Raw genomic sequence first — 13643 nt, 5'->3', positions numbered from 1 at the left:
CGCTGCGCTGCGGAGTGCCGGTTCCGGTCTCGGGCAATCCCGCCCGATCACTGGAGTTGGTCATGCAGCACGATCTGTTCTCTTCACTGGATTCCTTTCAGGCAATCTCTGTTGTCGCTTCATCTTTGATGGTGCGCGATGTCGCGGGCCAGTACCGTGCGGCCAAGGCCGACGAGGTGCTGCTGGCAGCTCAGCAACTGCTGGCCGCTCAGGTGCGTGGCAGCGACGTGATGTCCTCGCCTGCGGTGGTCAAGGATTTCCTGCGCGCCCGTCTTGGTTCGCTGCCGCATGAGGTGTTTGCGGTGGTGCACTTGGATGCGCAAAACCGGGTGCTGGACTACGTGGAGATGTTCCGCGGCACGGTGAGTCAGACATCGGTGTATCCGCGCGAAGTGGTGCGCGATGCGTTGCTGCGCAACAGCTCGGCGCTGCTGCTGGTGCACAACCACCCTTCGGGCCTGGCCGACCCGTCGCGGGCCGACGAGGTCTTGACGCAGACGCTCAAGCAGGCCGCTGCCTTGATTGATGTGCGGGTGCTGGACCACTTCATCGTGGCGGGAAGCGCGGTGCAGTCGATGGCCGAGCGCGGCCTCGTGTGACCTTTGGGCCTTCGGGCCCATTTTTTTTTGGGCTCAAGTGATCACAGCGGCTCGAACGCCGCGCCAGTCGCTGCGCTTGGTGTCACGCCGCCCGCAGAGCCGCCGCTGCTCATGTGATGCGGTCGCCTGCGCGTTGCTGCGGCGCCCGAAGAGGTAAGGGCAGCGCGTGCGCCAGTCGACCCACCGCATTCCCCCCACAGCGCCCCCATCCCCCTGTGAGGGGGACTTGTGGGGGGATCTTTCAGCGGTGGGCCAGGCAACGGGCTCACTGCTTCGGCTGCGATTTTTCCCCATCCCCCACCCCTTCCCGAGGGAAGGGGCCGTGCCCACCCCCCGCCCGCCCGTGGGCGGGAGCGAGGAGTCCGAGCGAGAGGATCGGTTTTCAGGGAACCCAGATCGGGGCCCGGCTGATTCGCTCATGCAAGGAGCCAACATGGCCAACGTTTTAGTCATTCAGCGCCACGCGCACCTGGCCGGTGCCGTCAAGTTCGAATTCGTCAACGGGCGCGAGGGCAAGCTCGCCAAAGCACTGCTGACCGCCATCAGCAACCAGTACCGGGGCAGTGGTGAAGACCGCGAGGAGCGGGCTGTTGCCATCCAGTGGACGCTCTGGGGCAAGCAGGCCGAACACGCCGCCGAGTACCTGGGCAAAGGCTCGCACGTGAACCTCGTCGGGCGCCTGCACAACAACCAGTACCTGGACAGCGGGGGCCGTGAGGTCTATGGCGTGGAATTCACCGTTGAGGACATCGACTACCTCGACAGCAAGGCCGAGAGTGAGGCCCGCCGCACCCGCAGCAACAGCGCCCAACAGGCAGCCAGCGCTTGAAGCCACACACCGGGCGGTTCGGCCGTCCGGCATACACCCACACCGTTTCCCCAACCATTCACCGATTCAGGAGCATCACCATGTTTTCAACATCCAACGCACCCCGTCTGGCCACGCGCTTTGGCCAGAACACCTTCGTGATTCGCAGCGAAACGCCACTGGCTGAAGACCAGATGCGTCGGGCCGCCCCGTCCATCTTTGCCGAAGGCAAACACGGCAGCCGCTCCGAGCGCTACACCTACATCCCCACCATCGAGGTACTTCGCGGCCTGCGCAACGAGGGGTTCGAGCCCCTCATGGTCGCCCAGAGCAAAAGCCGCATCGAAGGCAAGACTGAGTTCACCAAGCACATGATCCGCATGCGCCACGCGGGGCAGGTGAACTCGCGGCCCGAGGCCAACGAGATCATCCTGATCAACAGCCACGACGGCGCCAGCAGTTACCAGATGCTTGCTGGGGTCTTCCGCTTTGTCTGCTGCAATGGTCTGGTGGTCGGCAACGTGTCCAACGACATCCGCATCCCCCACAAGGGCAACATCGAGGACGAGGTGATTGAAGGCGCGTTCCGGGTGCTGGAGGATTTCGAGGCCGTGGACGCTTCCACCGAAAGCATGAAGTGCCTGACCCTTCAACCCGAGGAACAGCGGGCTTACGCCACTGCCGCACTGGCGCTGCGCTACGGCGAGCGAGGGGAGGGCGAACCACCGGCACCGGTGACCGCGGACCAACTGATCGAGGCCCGCCGCCCCGAAGACTTCGGCGCCAGCTTGTGGACCACCTTCCAGCGCGTGCAGGAGAACGCATTGAGAGGCGGCCAGCTGGGCAGGGGAGCCAAGGGCCGCCGTCTGCACACGCGCCCGGTGGCCAGCATCGACCGCAGCGTGAGCCTGAACCGCGCGCTGTGGGTGCTGGCCGAGGAGATGCGCAAGCTCAAGGCCTGAACGAAGGCGGCGCTGGATTCACCCTCGAATCCAGCGTTTGCACAGTCTCGCACCGCTCTCATCATCGAGCGGTGCGTGCGCGTGAGATTCTGAAGCGCGCTCGCCGGCTGGCGCCGGCTCGCGCGATCCCGGCCGCTGGCGCATCGAGCGCGGCGCCCTGGAAACGTTCTCCGCCTCGGTGATCCCCTTGTTGATCGCGCCGGAGGAATCCCCCATGAAGACCCTTGTGCTCGCCAACCAGAAGGGTGGCGTCGGTAAATCCGCCGTCGCCACCTTGCTGGCTCACCACTACCGAAGACTAGGCCTGCGCGTGCTGGCCATCGACCTGGACCACCAGGGCAACTTCTCCAATCCCCTGCGAAAGTGCCAGCGCACCGCTGTGGCCGAAGTCCCGGCCAGCTGTTTGCTTGCGCAGAGCAACCCAGCCATGCCGAGTGGCAACTTCGTGCTGGTGGCTGCTGATCGGGACCTCTCGGATCTGGAACGCCAGCCCACGCTGCACAACACCTTTGCCAGCAACTTCCGTGTCTTTCTGGCAGCCATGGAAACGCGCTTCGACGTCTGCATCGTGGATACCAATCCCAACCCCGACATCCGCATCATCGCAGCGCTGGTCTCGGTCGACTTCGTGCTTTCACCGATCCAGCTCAATCAGGAGGCCCTCAGCGGTGTGTCCGCGCTGCTCAACCACCCCCGGGTCGGTGTTCGCAAGATCAAGGCGGTGCTCAATCCGAAGCTGCACCTGATTGGTTTGTACCCAACGATGGTGGAGGCCACGCCGCTGCAGAAAGAGAACTTCATGCAGCTGATCCAGCAATTCAATCCCCTGCTCATTTTCTTTGGACCGAAGCCGGGCGACATCGCGTCAATGCCGCGCCGTTCAGCAGTGGCCGAAGCGCAGGCCGAAGGGCTCGTCCTGTGGGAGATGAAGAAAACCGCAGCCCGCGACGCCTGGCGCGAGATCGAGCCTGGACTGACCTTCATCGCCAATACGGTGCTGTCGCTGCGTCCGGCGGAGGCGACAGCCATTGCCACAACCATCAACGGAGCGGACCATGGCCCTGTCGCTGGATGACCTGGATCTGCTGCCAGCGGCACGGGAGAGCGGCACTCCGATGCAGATCCCGCTCGGTGCCATTGATGAAGATCCGGACCAACCCCGGCAGGAGTTCAACGACGAGTCCCTTGCCGAACTCGCCGAGACCATCAAGGCGCGCGGCGTGCGCCAGCCAGTGTCCGTGCGCACGCACCCCACACAGCCCGGCCGATGGATGCTCAACTTCGGGGCGCGGCGCCTTCGGGCGTCCAAGCTCGCAGGGATACCTGAGATCCCGGCCTTCTTGGACAACACGGCCAACAGCGTCGACCAGTTCATCGAGAACGAACAACGCAAAGGGCTTACTCCGCTTGAGATCGCGCTGTTCGTGCAGCGGGCGCTCAACCGGGGCGAGTCGCAGGCCGACATTGCGAGAACCATTTGTAAGAGCCGACAGTACGTGACCCTGGCGACCGCATTGATCGATCCACCCGACTGGTTGATGTCGGCGTACCGGGAGGGACGCTGCCGGGGACTGAATGAACTCTACGAACTGCGCAAACTGGCCAACAAACATCCGCAATATGTCGAGGCCTGGGCGTCTGATCGCAGCGCCATCACCCGGGATCGCGTGATGGCGCTGCGAGCCGATCTGGCGGAAGGGTCTGGTAGCTTGCGGCGCGGCACCTCTAAACTGATTGAGTCCATGGAAGCAAGCCTTGGGGAAGGCGTAGCCCTGGATCCGGCAGAGAAGATGATGGAAGTCTTTACTCCGCCTGCGGCACCTGGACCTCGCGCTCCTCGGCAGCCACCATTGAGGCTACTGGCCAGCATGGGTGGTACCGAAGTGGTAGTGAACACCTTGCAGGCTCCGCCGCAAGCCGGGCAGCTCTATGTGACCCCGCTGAATGGTGGTCAGAAGGAAATGGTGGAAACCAGTCGCCTTACTCTCGTTGGTCTGGTGCGTGACGTGAGTTGTCAATCTGATTGACAGAGGGCAAGGTCTTCGCAACCGATTTCGGCTCGCTTGCGACATCCTGGCCAAGGTGCAGCGTGTACCGATCGTTGATCCTGAAAACCGTTCGAATGCCCCCATTGGGTAGTGCCTCGTCCAGCACGTCGAAGTACTCGGCCGCCAACAGAATACCCTTGAGGTTCTGGTGCCCGTACCGTTTCTGCAGATCGATCAGTTCGTCGGGTGCCTCGCGACGGATCAGGTTCAGCGCAGTGGTGACATACGCCCAACCGTCTGGCCGTGCGGCTTTCAGGGCAATTTCACCGAGCATCGCCACAAGGTGACTGCTCTGCAGAAAACCCAGTTCCATCTGCCGCACGCTCTCGGGGGAGGCCCAGAAGGTAGCTATCTGTCGCCGGCCTTCGTCAAGCGCCTTCACCCAGCCCTTGAGCCTGTCCATCATGCGAAAGGTCTCGTCCCGCTGGGCATCCAAGTACGCCAGCGCCGTTTCCGCGTCACCGTCTACCGCAGAGTGCCAGCGTGGCAGAAAGTGATGGATCAGATCGTTGCGAGCATCGACCAAGGCGCGCATCTCTTGGTCGTGCTGGTCTATGAACTGCGCATCGGTCTCAACGGTGAAGTGAAAGCCAATCCAGGGCTCCGTGATCTCATCGGGCGTCTGGTGTTCCGGTGGCGCTTGCAGTACGTGGGTCACCAACTTTCCGGCCAGTTCACCCATGGTTTTCCGGTACACCGCAGTTCTCTGCGCTTCCATGCGCTCTTCCAGCTGGCTTGCTGGCCCGTGCACCGAAGCATTGGCATTCAATTGCTTGAGCATGGCTTCAACCATCTGGAAATTCACGACATTTCGACCGATTCGGCGCAGTACCTCGTCTCTCTCTGGAGTCCGGTCCAATCCGCGAGGCCGTGATTCGTTGTTCAACTGGGTTCCTCCCGTGTGGATCAAGGTGCATGCAGACGTGCATCGCCTGGTCGGTTGTCAATCAGATTGACAACCTGTCTGCCATCAGTGCCGCATGCGTTCTGCTGGATTTTCGACCGAATCCAGCGCCTCGGCTCTGTCGATCCTCCACGACCATAGGCTCATAGATTGAGTGCAGGATAGGCGGCTTGCCGCCAGTTTCTCAAACGCCTCGCTTCGCTCACGTTTGCAACCTTCGGTAGGTACATGAACACCCACAACCCTGACTTCGTAACGGTCGATATGCGCGGTTTGAAAGCCGCACTGGTCGCGCGTGCGACGGCACAACGGGTGAGTGTGTCGGTGCTGGTCCGGCGTGCCGTGGCCCGCGACCTCGAGCTGGATGAGTTGTCCCCACCTCAGGTCTCTGCGTCTGGACAAGGCTCAACACCTGGAGGACCCATCGTCAAGTTGTCAATCAGATTGACAACTTCTGAAGCAGAGCAACTGGCTGCTGGCGCTCGTTCATCGGGTCTTTCACGCGGCGCCTACCTGGCCGGTCTCGTCGCTGGTATTCCCGCGCTGACATCCGGTACCTGCCGAAACGATCAGCTCGCAGCGCTCACAGCGTCCAATGCCCAGCTGTCTGGCCTCAGCCGCAACATTCACGCTCTGACGCGGTTCTTGACTTTGGGCAACGTGCCGCAGGCGATGGTGTACCGCGACACGCTCGACACGCTGGATGGGGATGTTCGTCGCCACCTCACCCATGCCGCTCGCTTGTTGGCCGATCTGCGCCCGCGTGGGCACACCGGCGAAACCCGGCACTGTTCCAACCGCTGACACCCAGGAGAACACCATGGCCCAGACACCCAACATCGATGGCGTGATCGTTCAGTGGGGCGACCGCTTGTTCTATCCAGGTAATCGGGTCGTCAAGGTCCAACCCCAGCCCCGGCTGGATGGGGGCGGCCTGAGGGAGCGGGCAGCCGCCATACGCCAGCGCATCGAAGCCACGGTAGTGCGACGGGCGCCACAGGTCATGGTCAAGGTCACCGGGGGAGGGCGGGGCATGTTGGCCATCGCCGCCCACTTCCGCTACATCAGCAAGAACGGTCGGCTCGACATCGAGACCGAACAAGGGGACACGGTGCGCGGCAAATCGGCTGTGTATGAGTTGACCGACGAATGGCGCTACGGGGGCAGTCTGATCGAAGACGTTGGGCACAGGCGCAAAGCGTTCAATATCATGTTGTCGATGCCAAGAGGTACCGATCCGTTGATCGTCCAGCGTGCGGCGCGCGAGTTCGCGCAGACCGAACTGGCAGACCACAAATACGTGATGGTGCTGCACGACCACCAGGCCAACCCGCATGTGCACGTCAGTGTGCGGGCTGAGTCTCAATACGGCCGACGACTCAACCCGCGCAAGGCCGATCTGCAGCGGTGGCGCGAGACCTTTGCCGAGAAGCTGCGTGGCTATGGGGTCGAGGCAGAAGCCACCCGACAGGTCACCCGTGGCCAAAGCATGAGCCACCCGGACCTCTGGCGGTTGAAGGCCAAGGAAGATGGTCGATTGAGAAAAGCCCGACCCACCACCAGTTCAGGGGATAAGGCACGCGTCAGCAGAGCAGATGCCTTGAACAGCTGGCTCCACATTGGGCAAGCCCTAGCCGGATCACCCGATGCCCGCGACGTGAAGCTGGCTGGATCGATTGCAGTGTTCCTTCAGGAGACTGCTGCTACGTGGCTGCCAACAAAGTCTAGGCCACACCTTGGGACTCCTGCGCGAATGGAACCCTTTGATCATATGCATTTGATTCGCTGAGGTTGTCGTCGGCAAACGCTCCACGAAAGGTGGCGGTCTATTTTGTGACAAGATGTGTTGAAAATTGGTTTCTGAATCTGAGTGACTTCCAGGGAGCTGAATTAATGACATTCAAGGTGTTCAAGGTCTTTTTCGCGAGGACCTCTGTTGGGGCGGAAGGTTTGCCGCTGTCTGGGTTTTTGGCTGATGCCGTCAGACAACATGGTCAGAACTTGCCAATGCTCGACGTAAGTGGAGAGCGATTTCAGATGCGGGATATGCATCTGGTTGGTACGGTTTGGAAGGGGACCTTTGTGAAGTTGCGCGACGATGCGCCTCACGTGGTTGCAGCAAATGATCAAGAACATGAGCTTGATCTTGAGGAGGGCGAACACTTGATCGAAAAGTGCAACTTTTTGCTCAGGACTCGTGGCAACGTGTTGGTTTGGCAAGCCAACCGTTCAGCAGGGGGATTGAGTCGAGCGGAAAACTATCTAAGCAGCCTTTTCGACGCGGCGGTGCTGCTGCCTCATGTGATGAATGACGCTGAGCTGGATGGAGTTCTGAACGGGCAGCTCTATGAACTCGACTTTGCGTACGATCGGCCTCCTGCTGTTCCCGGGCGAGCCCCAAGATGGAATCAAGATGCGTTCGACATGATGGCAGGCATAGATGCAGCACATGCGAAATTCACGTTGCGAGCGCCACGAAATGGGGGACTGGCAGAGCAATCCAAGCAAATGGTCAGACAGATTCTGGGTACTCCCGGAACCGGCAAAGTCCGGATAAAGCTTGCGGAAGACAAAGAGCTCATCGAGCTATTTATGGCGCCCCTTAAAGACTCATTGCGAGTTGAAATGATTGGGCGGTACCCGCTCGCTGTGCACGTGTTTGAGGGCCTTGAACAAGCCTTCGATCGCCAAAGAGGCAGCATCCCACGTCTAGAAGTTGAACGCTAGTTGCAAGGAGTAGCCGTGAACCCCTTTATCGCTCCAACTATCGTAGGTGTAGGAGCTGCATTGGCATCTTGGTACTGGAAGTCTTACCCATCGTTCGCTGACGCATCCTCCGTTGCGTCATTCGGTGGAACGGTTGCTTCCATCAGCACAACGATGCTGGGATTTTTGCTCGCGGCCTTGGCCGTTCTAGCAAGTATTAGTCACACGCATCTGCTGAAGGTCATGCGAGAACAGGGCTACTACCGCGACTTGCTCGACACGATGCTTGTTGACTTCTTGCTGTTCCTCTTGTGCGCCGTATTGGGGATTTCGCTGCTGTTTGGATTTCCACTGACTCCGTATGTGGCTTGCTTTGCCGTCGGATTTCACGCAGCAGCATTTGTCTCGTTGATGGATGTGGGTCGGAAGTTGTGGTTCGTGCTGCGAAATCTTAAGTGACCATCCAGCGTACGAATCTTGTCTGACCAGGAACAGCTGAACTGAACGCTTAATACCCCCACTCATGATGCCGAACCGGCAACGCATTCAGCAGTTCGCGCCGTTGCTGCCAGTGCGGCAAAAAGTGGTCCAGCAGCTGTACAAATCGAGTGCCGTGGGTGGGTTCAAGCAAGTGGGTTAGCTCGTGCACCACAATGTACTCAAGACACTCCGCAGGCTTCTTCGCCAGCTCGGTATTCAGGCGAATCGTCGCAGCGGTTGGGTTGCAGCTGCCCCATCGGGTCTTCATGCGCTGGACGAACACCTTCTTCACGTTCACGCCCAGCACTGACGACCAGGTAGCAATCAGGGCGGGTACCGTCGCTCGAATCTGATCGCGGTACCAGGCGTCCAGCAATTCCTGGCACCGAGCTTCGTCCGTACCGGGCCGAACCCACATGCCCAGTCGGTTGCGGTTCAGCTCAACCTTTGGCGCACCCTCATGCTCATGCCTGGTCAGCAGGTAACGCTGACCCCAGACGTAGTGGCTCTCGCGGGTCAAAAACTGGCGCGGTGCCTCGCGTGGCTGCGCCTGCATCTTGTGCTGCTCTGTCTTGATCCAGGCGAGCCGCGAAATGGCAAACACGCGGATCGTGTCCAGCTTCATGTGTTGCGGCGCCGAAATGCGTACACGCCCCATCGGCGGCAACACGCTCAGGTGCAGGTGCTTGATGTCCTTGCGGATCACCTCGGCCCGTATGTCGCCCAGCTCGATGTGCACCGCCATCAGTATTCCTTGTGGGCGAACACGATGGGATAAATGCGGTTCACCGCGTCGATGTCCTTGACCACGTTGTAGATCGCCTGCTTTACGAGTTGCTCCCGGGCCGTCACGCTGCGCCAGCCATCAGGCCGGTGTTCCTTGATTGAAGCGTCCAGCGCCATCACCAAACCCACCGTCGCATCGTTTCCTCCGTAGGGTGCGTGTGGCTGCCCAACGGTGTTGGTGGTTACCCAAGCCTTGAGGTTGTTGTACAGCGCCAACCGGCCCGGGGTGTTCAACTGTTTCGGGGTGTCGTCCGTTTTGCCGCTCATGACTTGTCGGGTCAGAGTGGCGATGCGCTGCAAGTACTCCTCGTACTCGATGGCTTTCTGCTTGCGCAGCCGGATGATTTCGTCCAGCAGGGCCGACATGCGCTCAAAGAACGCCGGGTCGGTCAGTTGCTCCTTGATGAGCTTGCTGCGCACGTTGTTCTCGATGCTCTCGGCCACGGCCTCGTGGTTGTTCTTCACGTTCGCCAGCTTGTTGGCGATGGCTTCGGCAATGCCGGTCTTCACGATCAGGTCCAGCAGACCGATGTCGTCGAACGGCGAAATCTTGCGCGGTGCCGAGGCTTCGATGTAGGTGTCGATCAGGTGGCGCATGTCGGCCTCGTAGGCCTTGAGGTCCAGCGTCTCGCCCGCGGCCTGTCGCACCAGGTCGCGCAGGTCCAGGTAATGCTTCAGCTGGGCCTTCATGCGGTCCACATCCTGGGGCGAATAGCCAGCGCTCTCCAGTTCGTCGGCCGCGTTGGCCCAGGCGCGGATCAGCGCCACCACGGCCTTGTACATCGCCACCCGTTGCGGCTCCCGCTCCTGCAGGTCCGAAGCAATCTCGGTGTTGCCGCAGAAGTAGTGAATGTGTTCCAGGTCACCCTGCGGTGGTTGCACCGGCTGGCACAGCAGGTGCAAGGCTTCGAACGCCGCATCCAGCCGCTCGCGGGCCAGGTCCAGCCGGTCTTTCAGCATCACCTGCGGGTTGCTGCCGCCCGCGCTGGTGTCCAGCTCCGAGGTGTAGACCGCAATGGCTTTCTCAACCCGCTTGAACAGGTCTTTGTAATCGACGATGTAGCCAAAGTCCTTGTCGTCACCGTCCAGCCGGTTGGTGCGGCAGATGGCCTGGAACAGGCCATGATCCTGCATCGACTTGTCGATGTAGAGGTAGGTGCAGGGTGGGGCGTCAAAGCCCGTCAGCAGCTTGTCCACCACCACCAGCAGCTGCATGTTGGCCGGCTCTTTGATGAAGCGCTCTTTGGCCTGCTGTTCGTAGGTCTCGGTCTTGGTCTTGTGGGGGTCGGCCACCACATCTTTGAGCAGCTCGGTGTAGGTGTTGTAGATGACCTGCTTGTCGCTCTCGGTGTGGGCGCCGGTTTCTTCCAGCGTGATGTGGCTGGCCAGCGGGTTGTACGACGTGACGATGGCGCAGCGCCCCTTGAACGGCGTCTTCTGCAGCAGCTCGAAATACTTACAGGCCTCGTAGATGCTGGCCGCCACCAGCATGGCGTTGCCCCGCCCGTTCGACAGGCGCCGCTTGGTCGCAAAGTCGAACACGATGTCGGCCACCACCCGGTCCATGCGCGAGCGGGAACTCAGCACCTTCTGCATCGTGCCCCATTGCTTCTTCAGCTCGTCGCGCTGCCAGTCGTTCAAGCCCTTGGTCTTGGCGGCAAACCACTGGTCGATCTGGTCGGTCGAGCCAAGTCGCTGGTCGATGTCGCGCGCTTCGTACACCAGGTCCAGAACCACCTTGTCTTCCACCGCTTCGGCGAACTTGTAGGTGTGGATGTAGCCACCAAATACCTCCTGGCTGGTGGCCTTGTCCTCCTTGAGCAGCGGGGTTCCGGTGAAACCGATGAACACCGCGTTGGGCATCAGTGCCTTCATCACCCGGTTCAACCGGCCGCTCTGGGTGCGGTGGCATTCGTCCACAAACACGAACAGCTCACCGTAGGTGGCGCTGGGGGCGGCCTGCACGTCCTTGATGAACTGCTCAAACTCCACCTCGCTCTTGCCGCGCGCCTGTCCGCCAAACTTGTGCACCAGCGAGCACATCAGCCTGGGCGACGGCAGGGCCAGCTGGCGCATCAGGTCTTTGCCGCTGTCGGTGCGGTACACCGTTTCGCCCGCATCGCCCAGCACGCGTTCGATCTGCTGGTCCAGCTCGTCCCGGTCGGTCACGATCAGCACACGCGCCTTCGGCAAGTTTTCCAGAATCCAGCGCGCCAGCAGCACCATCAAGATGCTCTTTCCCGCGCCCTGCGTGTGCCAGATGATGCCGCCCTGGCGGCGCTGCACATGCGCCTGCGCCGCCTTGATGCCGAAGTACTGGTGCACCCGCGGCAGCTTCTTGATGCCGGCGTCGAACAGCACGAAGTCGTGCACGATCTCCAGCAGCCGGGGCTTGCTGCAAAGCTTGCGCAGGTACTTGTCGAGCTTGTAACCTGCGTTGTCGGCCTCGTCTTCCTTCCACTTCAGGAAGTATTTTTCTTGCGTCCAGATCGTGCCGTATTGCAGGCCCTCGCTGTCGTTGCCTGCCATCACCAGCTGCACTGTGGCAAAGAAGCCTTCGTTGAACCCTGGCGACTGGTTAGACAGGTTTTGTCGGATGCCGTGACCAATGCTCACCCGGCTGTTCTTCAGCTCCAGCACCCCCACCGCCAGCCCGTTCAGGTATAGCACCACGTCGGGCCGGCGCTCCAGGCCGCCGTTCAGTGTCACTTCCTCGGCCACCGCAAAGTCATTGGCTTCGGGGTAGTCCCAGTCCACCAGATGCACGGTCTCGGTCTGTTCGCCCGCGCCGGTTTTCACCGCCACGCCGTAGCGCAACAGGCTGTACACCGCTTGGTTGTTGCCGTAGAGCGTGCGGGTAGGGTTGGCGGCCTCGCTGAGCAGCGTGTTCAGCGCCCGGCTCATCTGTTCGGGCGTGTAGCCCTTGGTCTGCCAGAAGGCGGTGAGCAGGGTTTCCTCAATCGGGGCGTTGCCGGCGCGCTCCGTCCAGTCGCCCAGATAGCGGTAGCCCAGTTCCTGGCACAACAGCTGCACCACCCGGTATTGGGTGGCGCTCTCCGGTTTGCTGACATCGTTCACGACGGGCTCCCTGATTTTTGTGTCGTCGGTTGGGGTCAATGGGTTGCTGCGGCGGGCTACTCGTTGTCTGGCAGCAGGTTGCCTTGCCGGCTCAGCGGTGGCCAGGTGCCGGCCGCGGTGCGGGTTTCGTACCAGCGGTGCATGGCAGCGTCTTCCACCGCGTATTCACCCCGAGCCGATTTCCACACCAGTGCTGGCGTGCGCTGGCGCAGCGATTCCAGCGCGTTCTGTGCCTGCTGCGGCGTCACGGCCTTGTCACGCCCGGTCTTCTCACGGTAGAAGCGCAGCGCCTCGGCGTCGTAGGGCCGAAAGCGCGGGCCTTGCTCCAGCATGCGCCACAGCACCGCCTGCTCCTGCGGCTTCAGGCCCAGGTAGTCCGACTCCATCTGGCCCTCGTCGTCTTGCTGGCGCTGCGCGGCGGCCTGCAGCATGGCGGGCTCAAACCGGCCCGTCAGCGCCGCCAGCGGGCTGAGCACCTGGCCCAGCGCTTCCATGAAGAACTGCGGCCGGTTACCAAAGCCTTCAAACGCTGCCTGCAGCGTGGCCTTGTTCACGGGTGCCAAGTCGGGGCGCTGCGCTTCGATCAGCTGCACGATGTGCGCAATGAAGTCCTGCCCCAGCGCTGGCATGGTCTTGATCTGCGAGCCATAGAACGGCGAGCCGTTGGTGTTTACCAGCCGCAGCAGCTTGTCGCGGTCCGAGCCCGACATCACCAGCATGAGGTTCACCACGCCCGGGCGGTTCAGTTGGTCTCGGGCTGACTTCAGCGCTGTCATGGCCGCCTCGCCCGCTTCACTGGTCAGCGCGTGCTGGGCTTCGTCAATCACCAGCGCCACCGGTTTGCCTGCGGTTTCGTGCAAGGCACGCAAGGCGTCCACCAGCGTCAGCCCGTCCAGCTTGCCGATGCGGCTGGTGTCGACGTCCAGCCAGCCGGCCAGGCTCACCTTGTTCAGCCCGCTCTTTTTGGCGGCGCGGGCGATCATGCCCAGGTGGGGCTGCAGGGCGCGGCCAATGGCGTCGGCAATCAGCACGCCCGGGTCGCGTGCGGCGTCGGCCCAGAGGTCCACGTACACCACTACCACGTCCGCTTTTTCAAGCGCCGGGCACAGGTCGCCCCGCAAAAAGGTGGTTTTGCCGGTGCGCCGAGGCGCCGCCAGAAACAGGCCGTTCTGGGCGTCGCCAAAGGCGGTCTTGCCCTGGAGTTGGTGCACCAGCTCGTCAGCCAGGGCGGTGCGAGGGTAGGCAATCATGTTTATCTGTTTTTATGTTGAT

Annotated in this window: 13 protein-coding genes; 9 read left to right on the top strand and 4 right to left on the bottom strand. The window is 61.5% G+C overall.

What is annotated here, in order from left to right:
* Positions 1 to 62: 62 nt before the first annotated feature.
* From radC to AB7F11_RS03670, 5 genes are all read left to right on the top strand, one after another.
* A complete protein-coding gene (gene radC, locus AB7F11_RS03690) occupies positions 63 to 599 on the top strand; it encodes a RadC family protein (protein ID WP_428291499.1) in 537 nt (178 codons plus the stop codon).
* Positions 600 to 1032: 433 nt separating this feature from the next.
* On the top strand, positions 1033 to 1428 hold the full coding sequence (locus AB7F11_RS03685; protein WP_332748670.1) for a single-stranded DNA-binding protein: 396 nt from the start codon (positions 1033 to 1035) through the stop codon (positions 1426 to 1428).
* An 80-nt stretch (positions 1429 to 1508) separates the two neighbouring features.
* Positions 1509 to 2369 carry a DUF932 domain-containing protein gene (locus AB7F11_RS03680; protein WP_428291498.1) on the top strand — a complete coding sequence of 287 codons (861 nt, stop codon included), beginning with the start codon at positions 1509 to 1511 and terminating at the stop codon, positions 2367 to 2369.
* Between the two features lie 214 nt (positions 2370 to 2583).
* Positions 2584 to 3444 carry a ParA family protein gene (locus tag AB7F11_RS03675; RefSeq protein WP_428291497.1) on the top strand — a complete coding sequence of 287 codons (861 nt, stop codon included), beginning with the start codon at positions 2584 to 2586 and terminating at the stop codon, positions 3442 to 3444.
* The gene (locus AB7F11_RS03670) at positions 3425 to 4396 is read left to right on the top strand and encodes a ParB/RepB/Spo0J family partition protein (RefSeq protein ID WP_428291496.1); all 972 of its coding nucleotides are present in this window, start codon (positions 3425 to 3427) and stop codon (positions 4394 to 4396) included. The genes AB7F11_RS03675 and AB7F11_RS03670 overlap by 20 nt, the downstream gene beginning before the upstream one ends.
* Here the strand turns inward: AB7F11_RS03670 and AB7F11_RS03665 are convergent.
* Positions 4350 to 5303 carry a hypothetical protein gene (locus tag AB7F11_RS03665; protein WP_428300724.1) on the bottom strand — a complete coding sequence of 318 codons (954 nt, stop codon included), beginning with the start codon at positions 5301 to 5303 and terminating at the stop codon, positions 4350 to 4352. The two genes, AB7F11_RS03670 and AB7F11_RS03665, sit on opposite strands and share 47 nt — an antisense overlap.
* 246 nt (positions 5304 to 5549) lie before the next feature.
* On the opposite strand from AB7F11_RS03665, the gene AB7F11_RS03660 reads away from it, so the two are divergent.
* The 4 genes from AB7F11_RS03660 (at position 5550) to AB7F11_RS03645 (ending at position 8486) form a co-directional block, all read left to right on the top strand.
* Positions 5550 to 6125: a hypothetical protein gene (locus AB7F11_RS03660; protein WP_428299849.1), complete on the top strand. Its 576-nt coding sequence runs from the start codon at positions 5550 to 5552 to the stop codon at positions 6123 to 6125.
* Positions 6126 to 6141: 16 nt separating this feature from the next.
* Complete coding sequence (locus tag AB7F11_RS03655) at positions 6142 to 7110, top strand: relaxase/mobilization nuclease domain-containing protein (protein ID WP_428299848.1); 969 nt, start codon at positions 6142 to 6144, stop codon at positions 7108 to 7110.
* Between the two features lie 104 nt (positions 7111 to 7214).
* The gene (locus AB7F11_RS03650; RefSeq protein ID WP_428299847.1) at positions 7215 to 8048 is read left to right on the top strand and encodes a DUF6731 family protein; all 834 of its coding nucleotides are present in this window, start codon (positions 7215 to 7217) and stop codon (positions 8046 to 8048) included.
* Between the two features lie 15 nt (positions 8049 to 8063).
* Positions 8064 to 8486: a hypothetical protein gene (locus AB7F11_RS03645; RefSeq protein ID WP_428299846.1), complete on the top strand. Its 423-nt coding sequence runs from the start codon at positions 8064 to 8066 to the stop codon at positions 8484 to 8486.
* Between the two features lie 49 nt (positions 8487 to 8535).
* On the opposite strand, the gene AB7F11_RS03640 is transcribed toward AB7F11_RS03645, so the two are convergent.
* The 3 genes from AB7F11_RS03640 to AB7F11_RS03630 are packed head-to-tail and all read right to left on the bottom strand — an operon-like array spanning position 8536 to position 13621.
* Positions 8536 to 9252 carry a M48 family metallopeptidase gene (locus AB7F11_RS03640; protein ID WP_428299845.1) on the bottom strand — a complete coding sequence of 239 codons (717 nt, stop codon included), beginning with the start codon at positions 9250 to 9252 and terminating at the stop codon, positions 8536 to 8538.
* Entirely contained in the window at positions 9252 to 12371 is a 3120-nt protein-coding gene (locus tag AB7F11_RS03635; protein WP_428299844.1) for a type I restriction endonuclease subunit R, read from the bottom strand. The genes AB7F11_RS03640 and AB7F11_RS03635 overlap by 1 nt, the downstream gene beginning before the upstream one ends.
* A 56-nt stretch (positions 12372 to 12427) precedes the next feature.
* Complete coding sequence (locus AB7F11_RS03630; RefSeq protein WP_428290780.1) at positions 12428 to 13621, bottom strand: ATP-binding protein; 1194 nt, start codon at positions 13619 to 13621, stop codon at positions 12428 to 12430.
* Positions 13622 to 13643 lie beyond the last annotated feature (22 nt).

Source organism: Hydrogenophaga sp. (assembly GCF_050250835.1).
Classification (GTDB): domain Bacteria; phylum Pseudomonadota; class Gammaproteobacteria; order Burkholderiales; family Burkholderiaceae_C; genus Hydrogenophaga.
This window is presented reverse-complemented; position numbering and strand designations above follow the sequence as displayed.

Bases quoted from the DNA above. Each gene is read 5' to 3' on its own strand.
- radC (WP_428291499.1), top strand. From the start codon at position 63: ATGCAGCACGATCTGTTCTCTTCACTGGATTCCTTTCAGGCAATCTCT.
- AB7F11_RS03685 (WP_332748670.1), top strand. From the start codon at position 1,033: ATGGCCAACGTTTTAGTCATTCAGCGCCACGCGCACCTGGCCGGTGCC.
- AB7F11_RS03680 (WP_428291498.1), top strand. From the start codon at position 1,509: ATGTTTTCAACATCCAACGCACCCCGTCTGGCCACGCGCTTTGGCCAG.
- AB7F11_RS03675 (WP_428291497.1), top strand. From the start codon at position 2,584: ATGAAGACCCTTGTGCTCGCCAACCAGAAGGGTGGCGTCGGTAAATCC.
- AB7F11_RS03670 (WP_428291496.1), top strand. From the start codon at position 3,425: ATGGCCCTGTCGCTGGATGACCTGGATCTGCTGCCAGCGGCACGGGAG.
- AB7F11_RS03660 (WP_428299849.1), top strand. From the start codon at position 5,550: ATGAACACCCACAACCCTGACTTCGTAACGGTCGATATGCGCGGTTTG.
- AB7F11_RS03655 (WP_428299848.1), top strand. From the start codon at position 6,142: ATGGCCCAGACACCCAACATCGATGGCGTGATCGTTCAGTGGGGCGAC.
- AB7F11_RS03650 (WP_428299847.1), top strand. From the start codon at position 7,215: ATGACATTCAAGGTGTTCAAGGTCTTTTTCGCGAGGACCTCTGTTGGG.
- AB7F11_RS03640 (WP_428299845.1), bottom strand. From the start codon at position 9,252: ATGGCGGTGCACATCGAGCTGGGCGACATACGGGCCGAGGTGATCCGC.
- AB7F11_RS03630 (WP_428290780.1), bottom strand. From the start codon at position 13,621: ATGATTGCCTACCCTCGCACCGCCCTGGCTGACGAGCTGGTGCACCAA.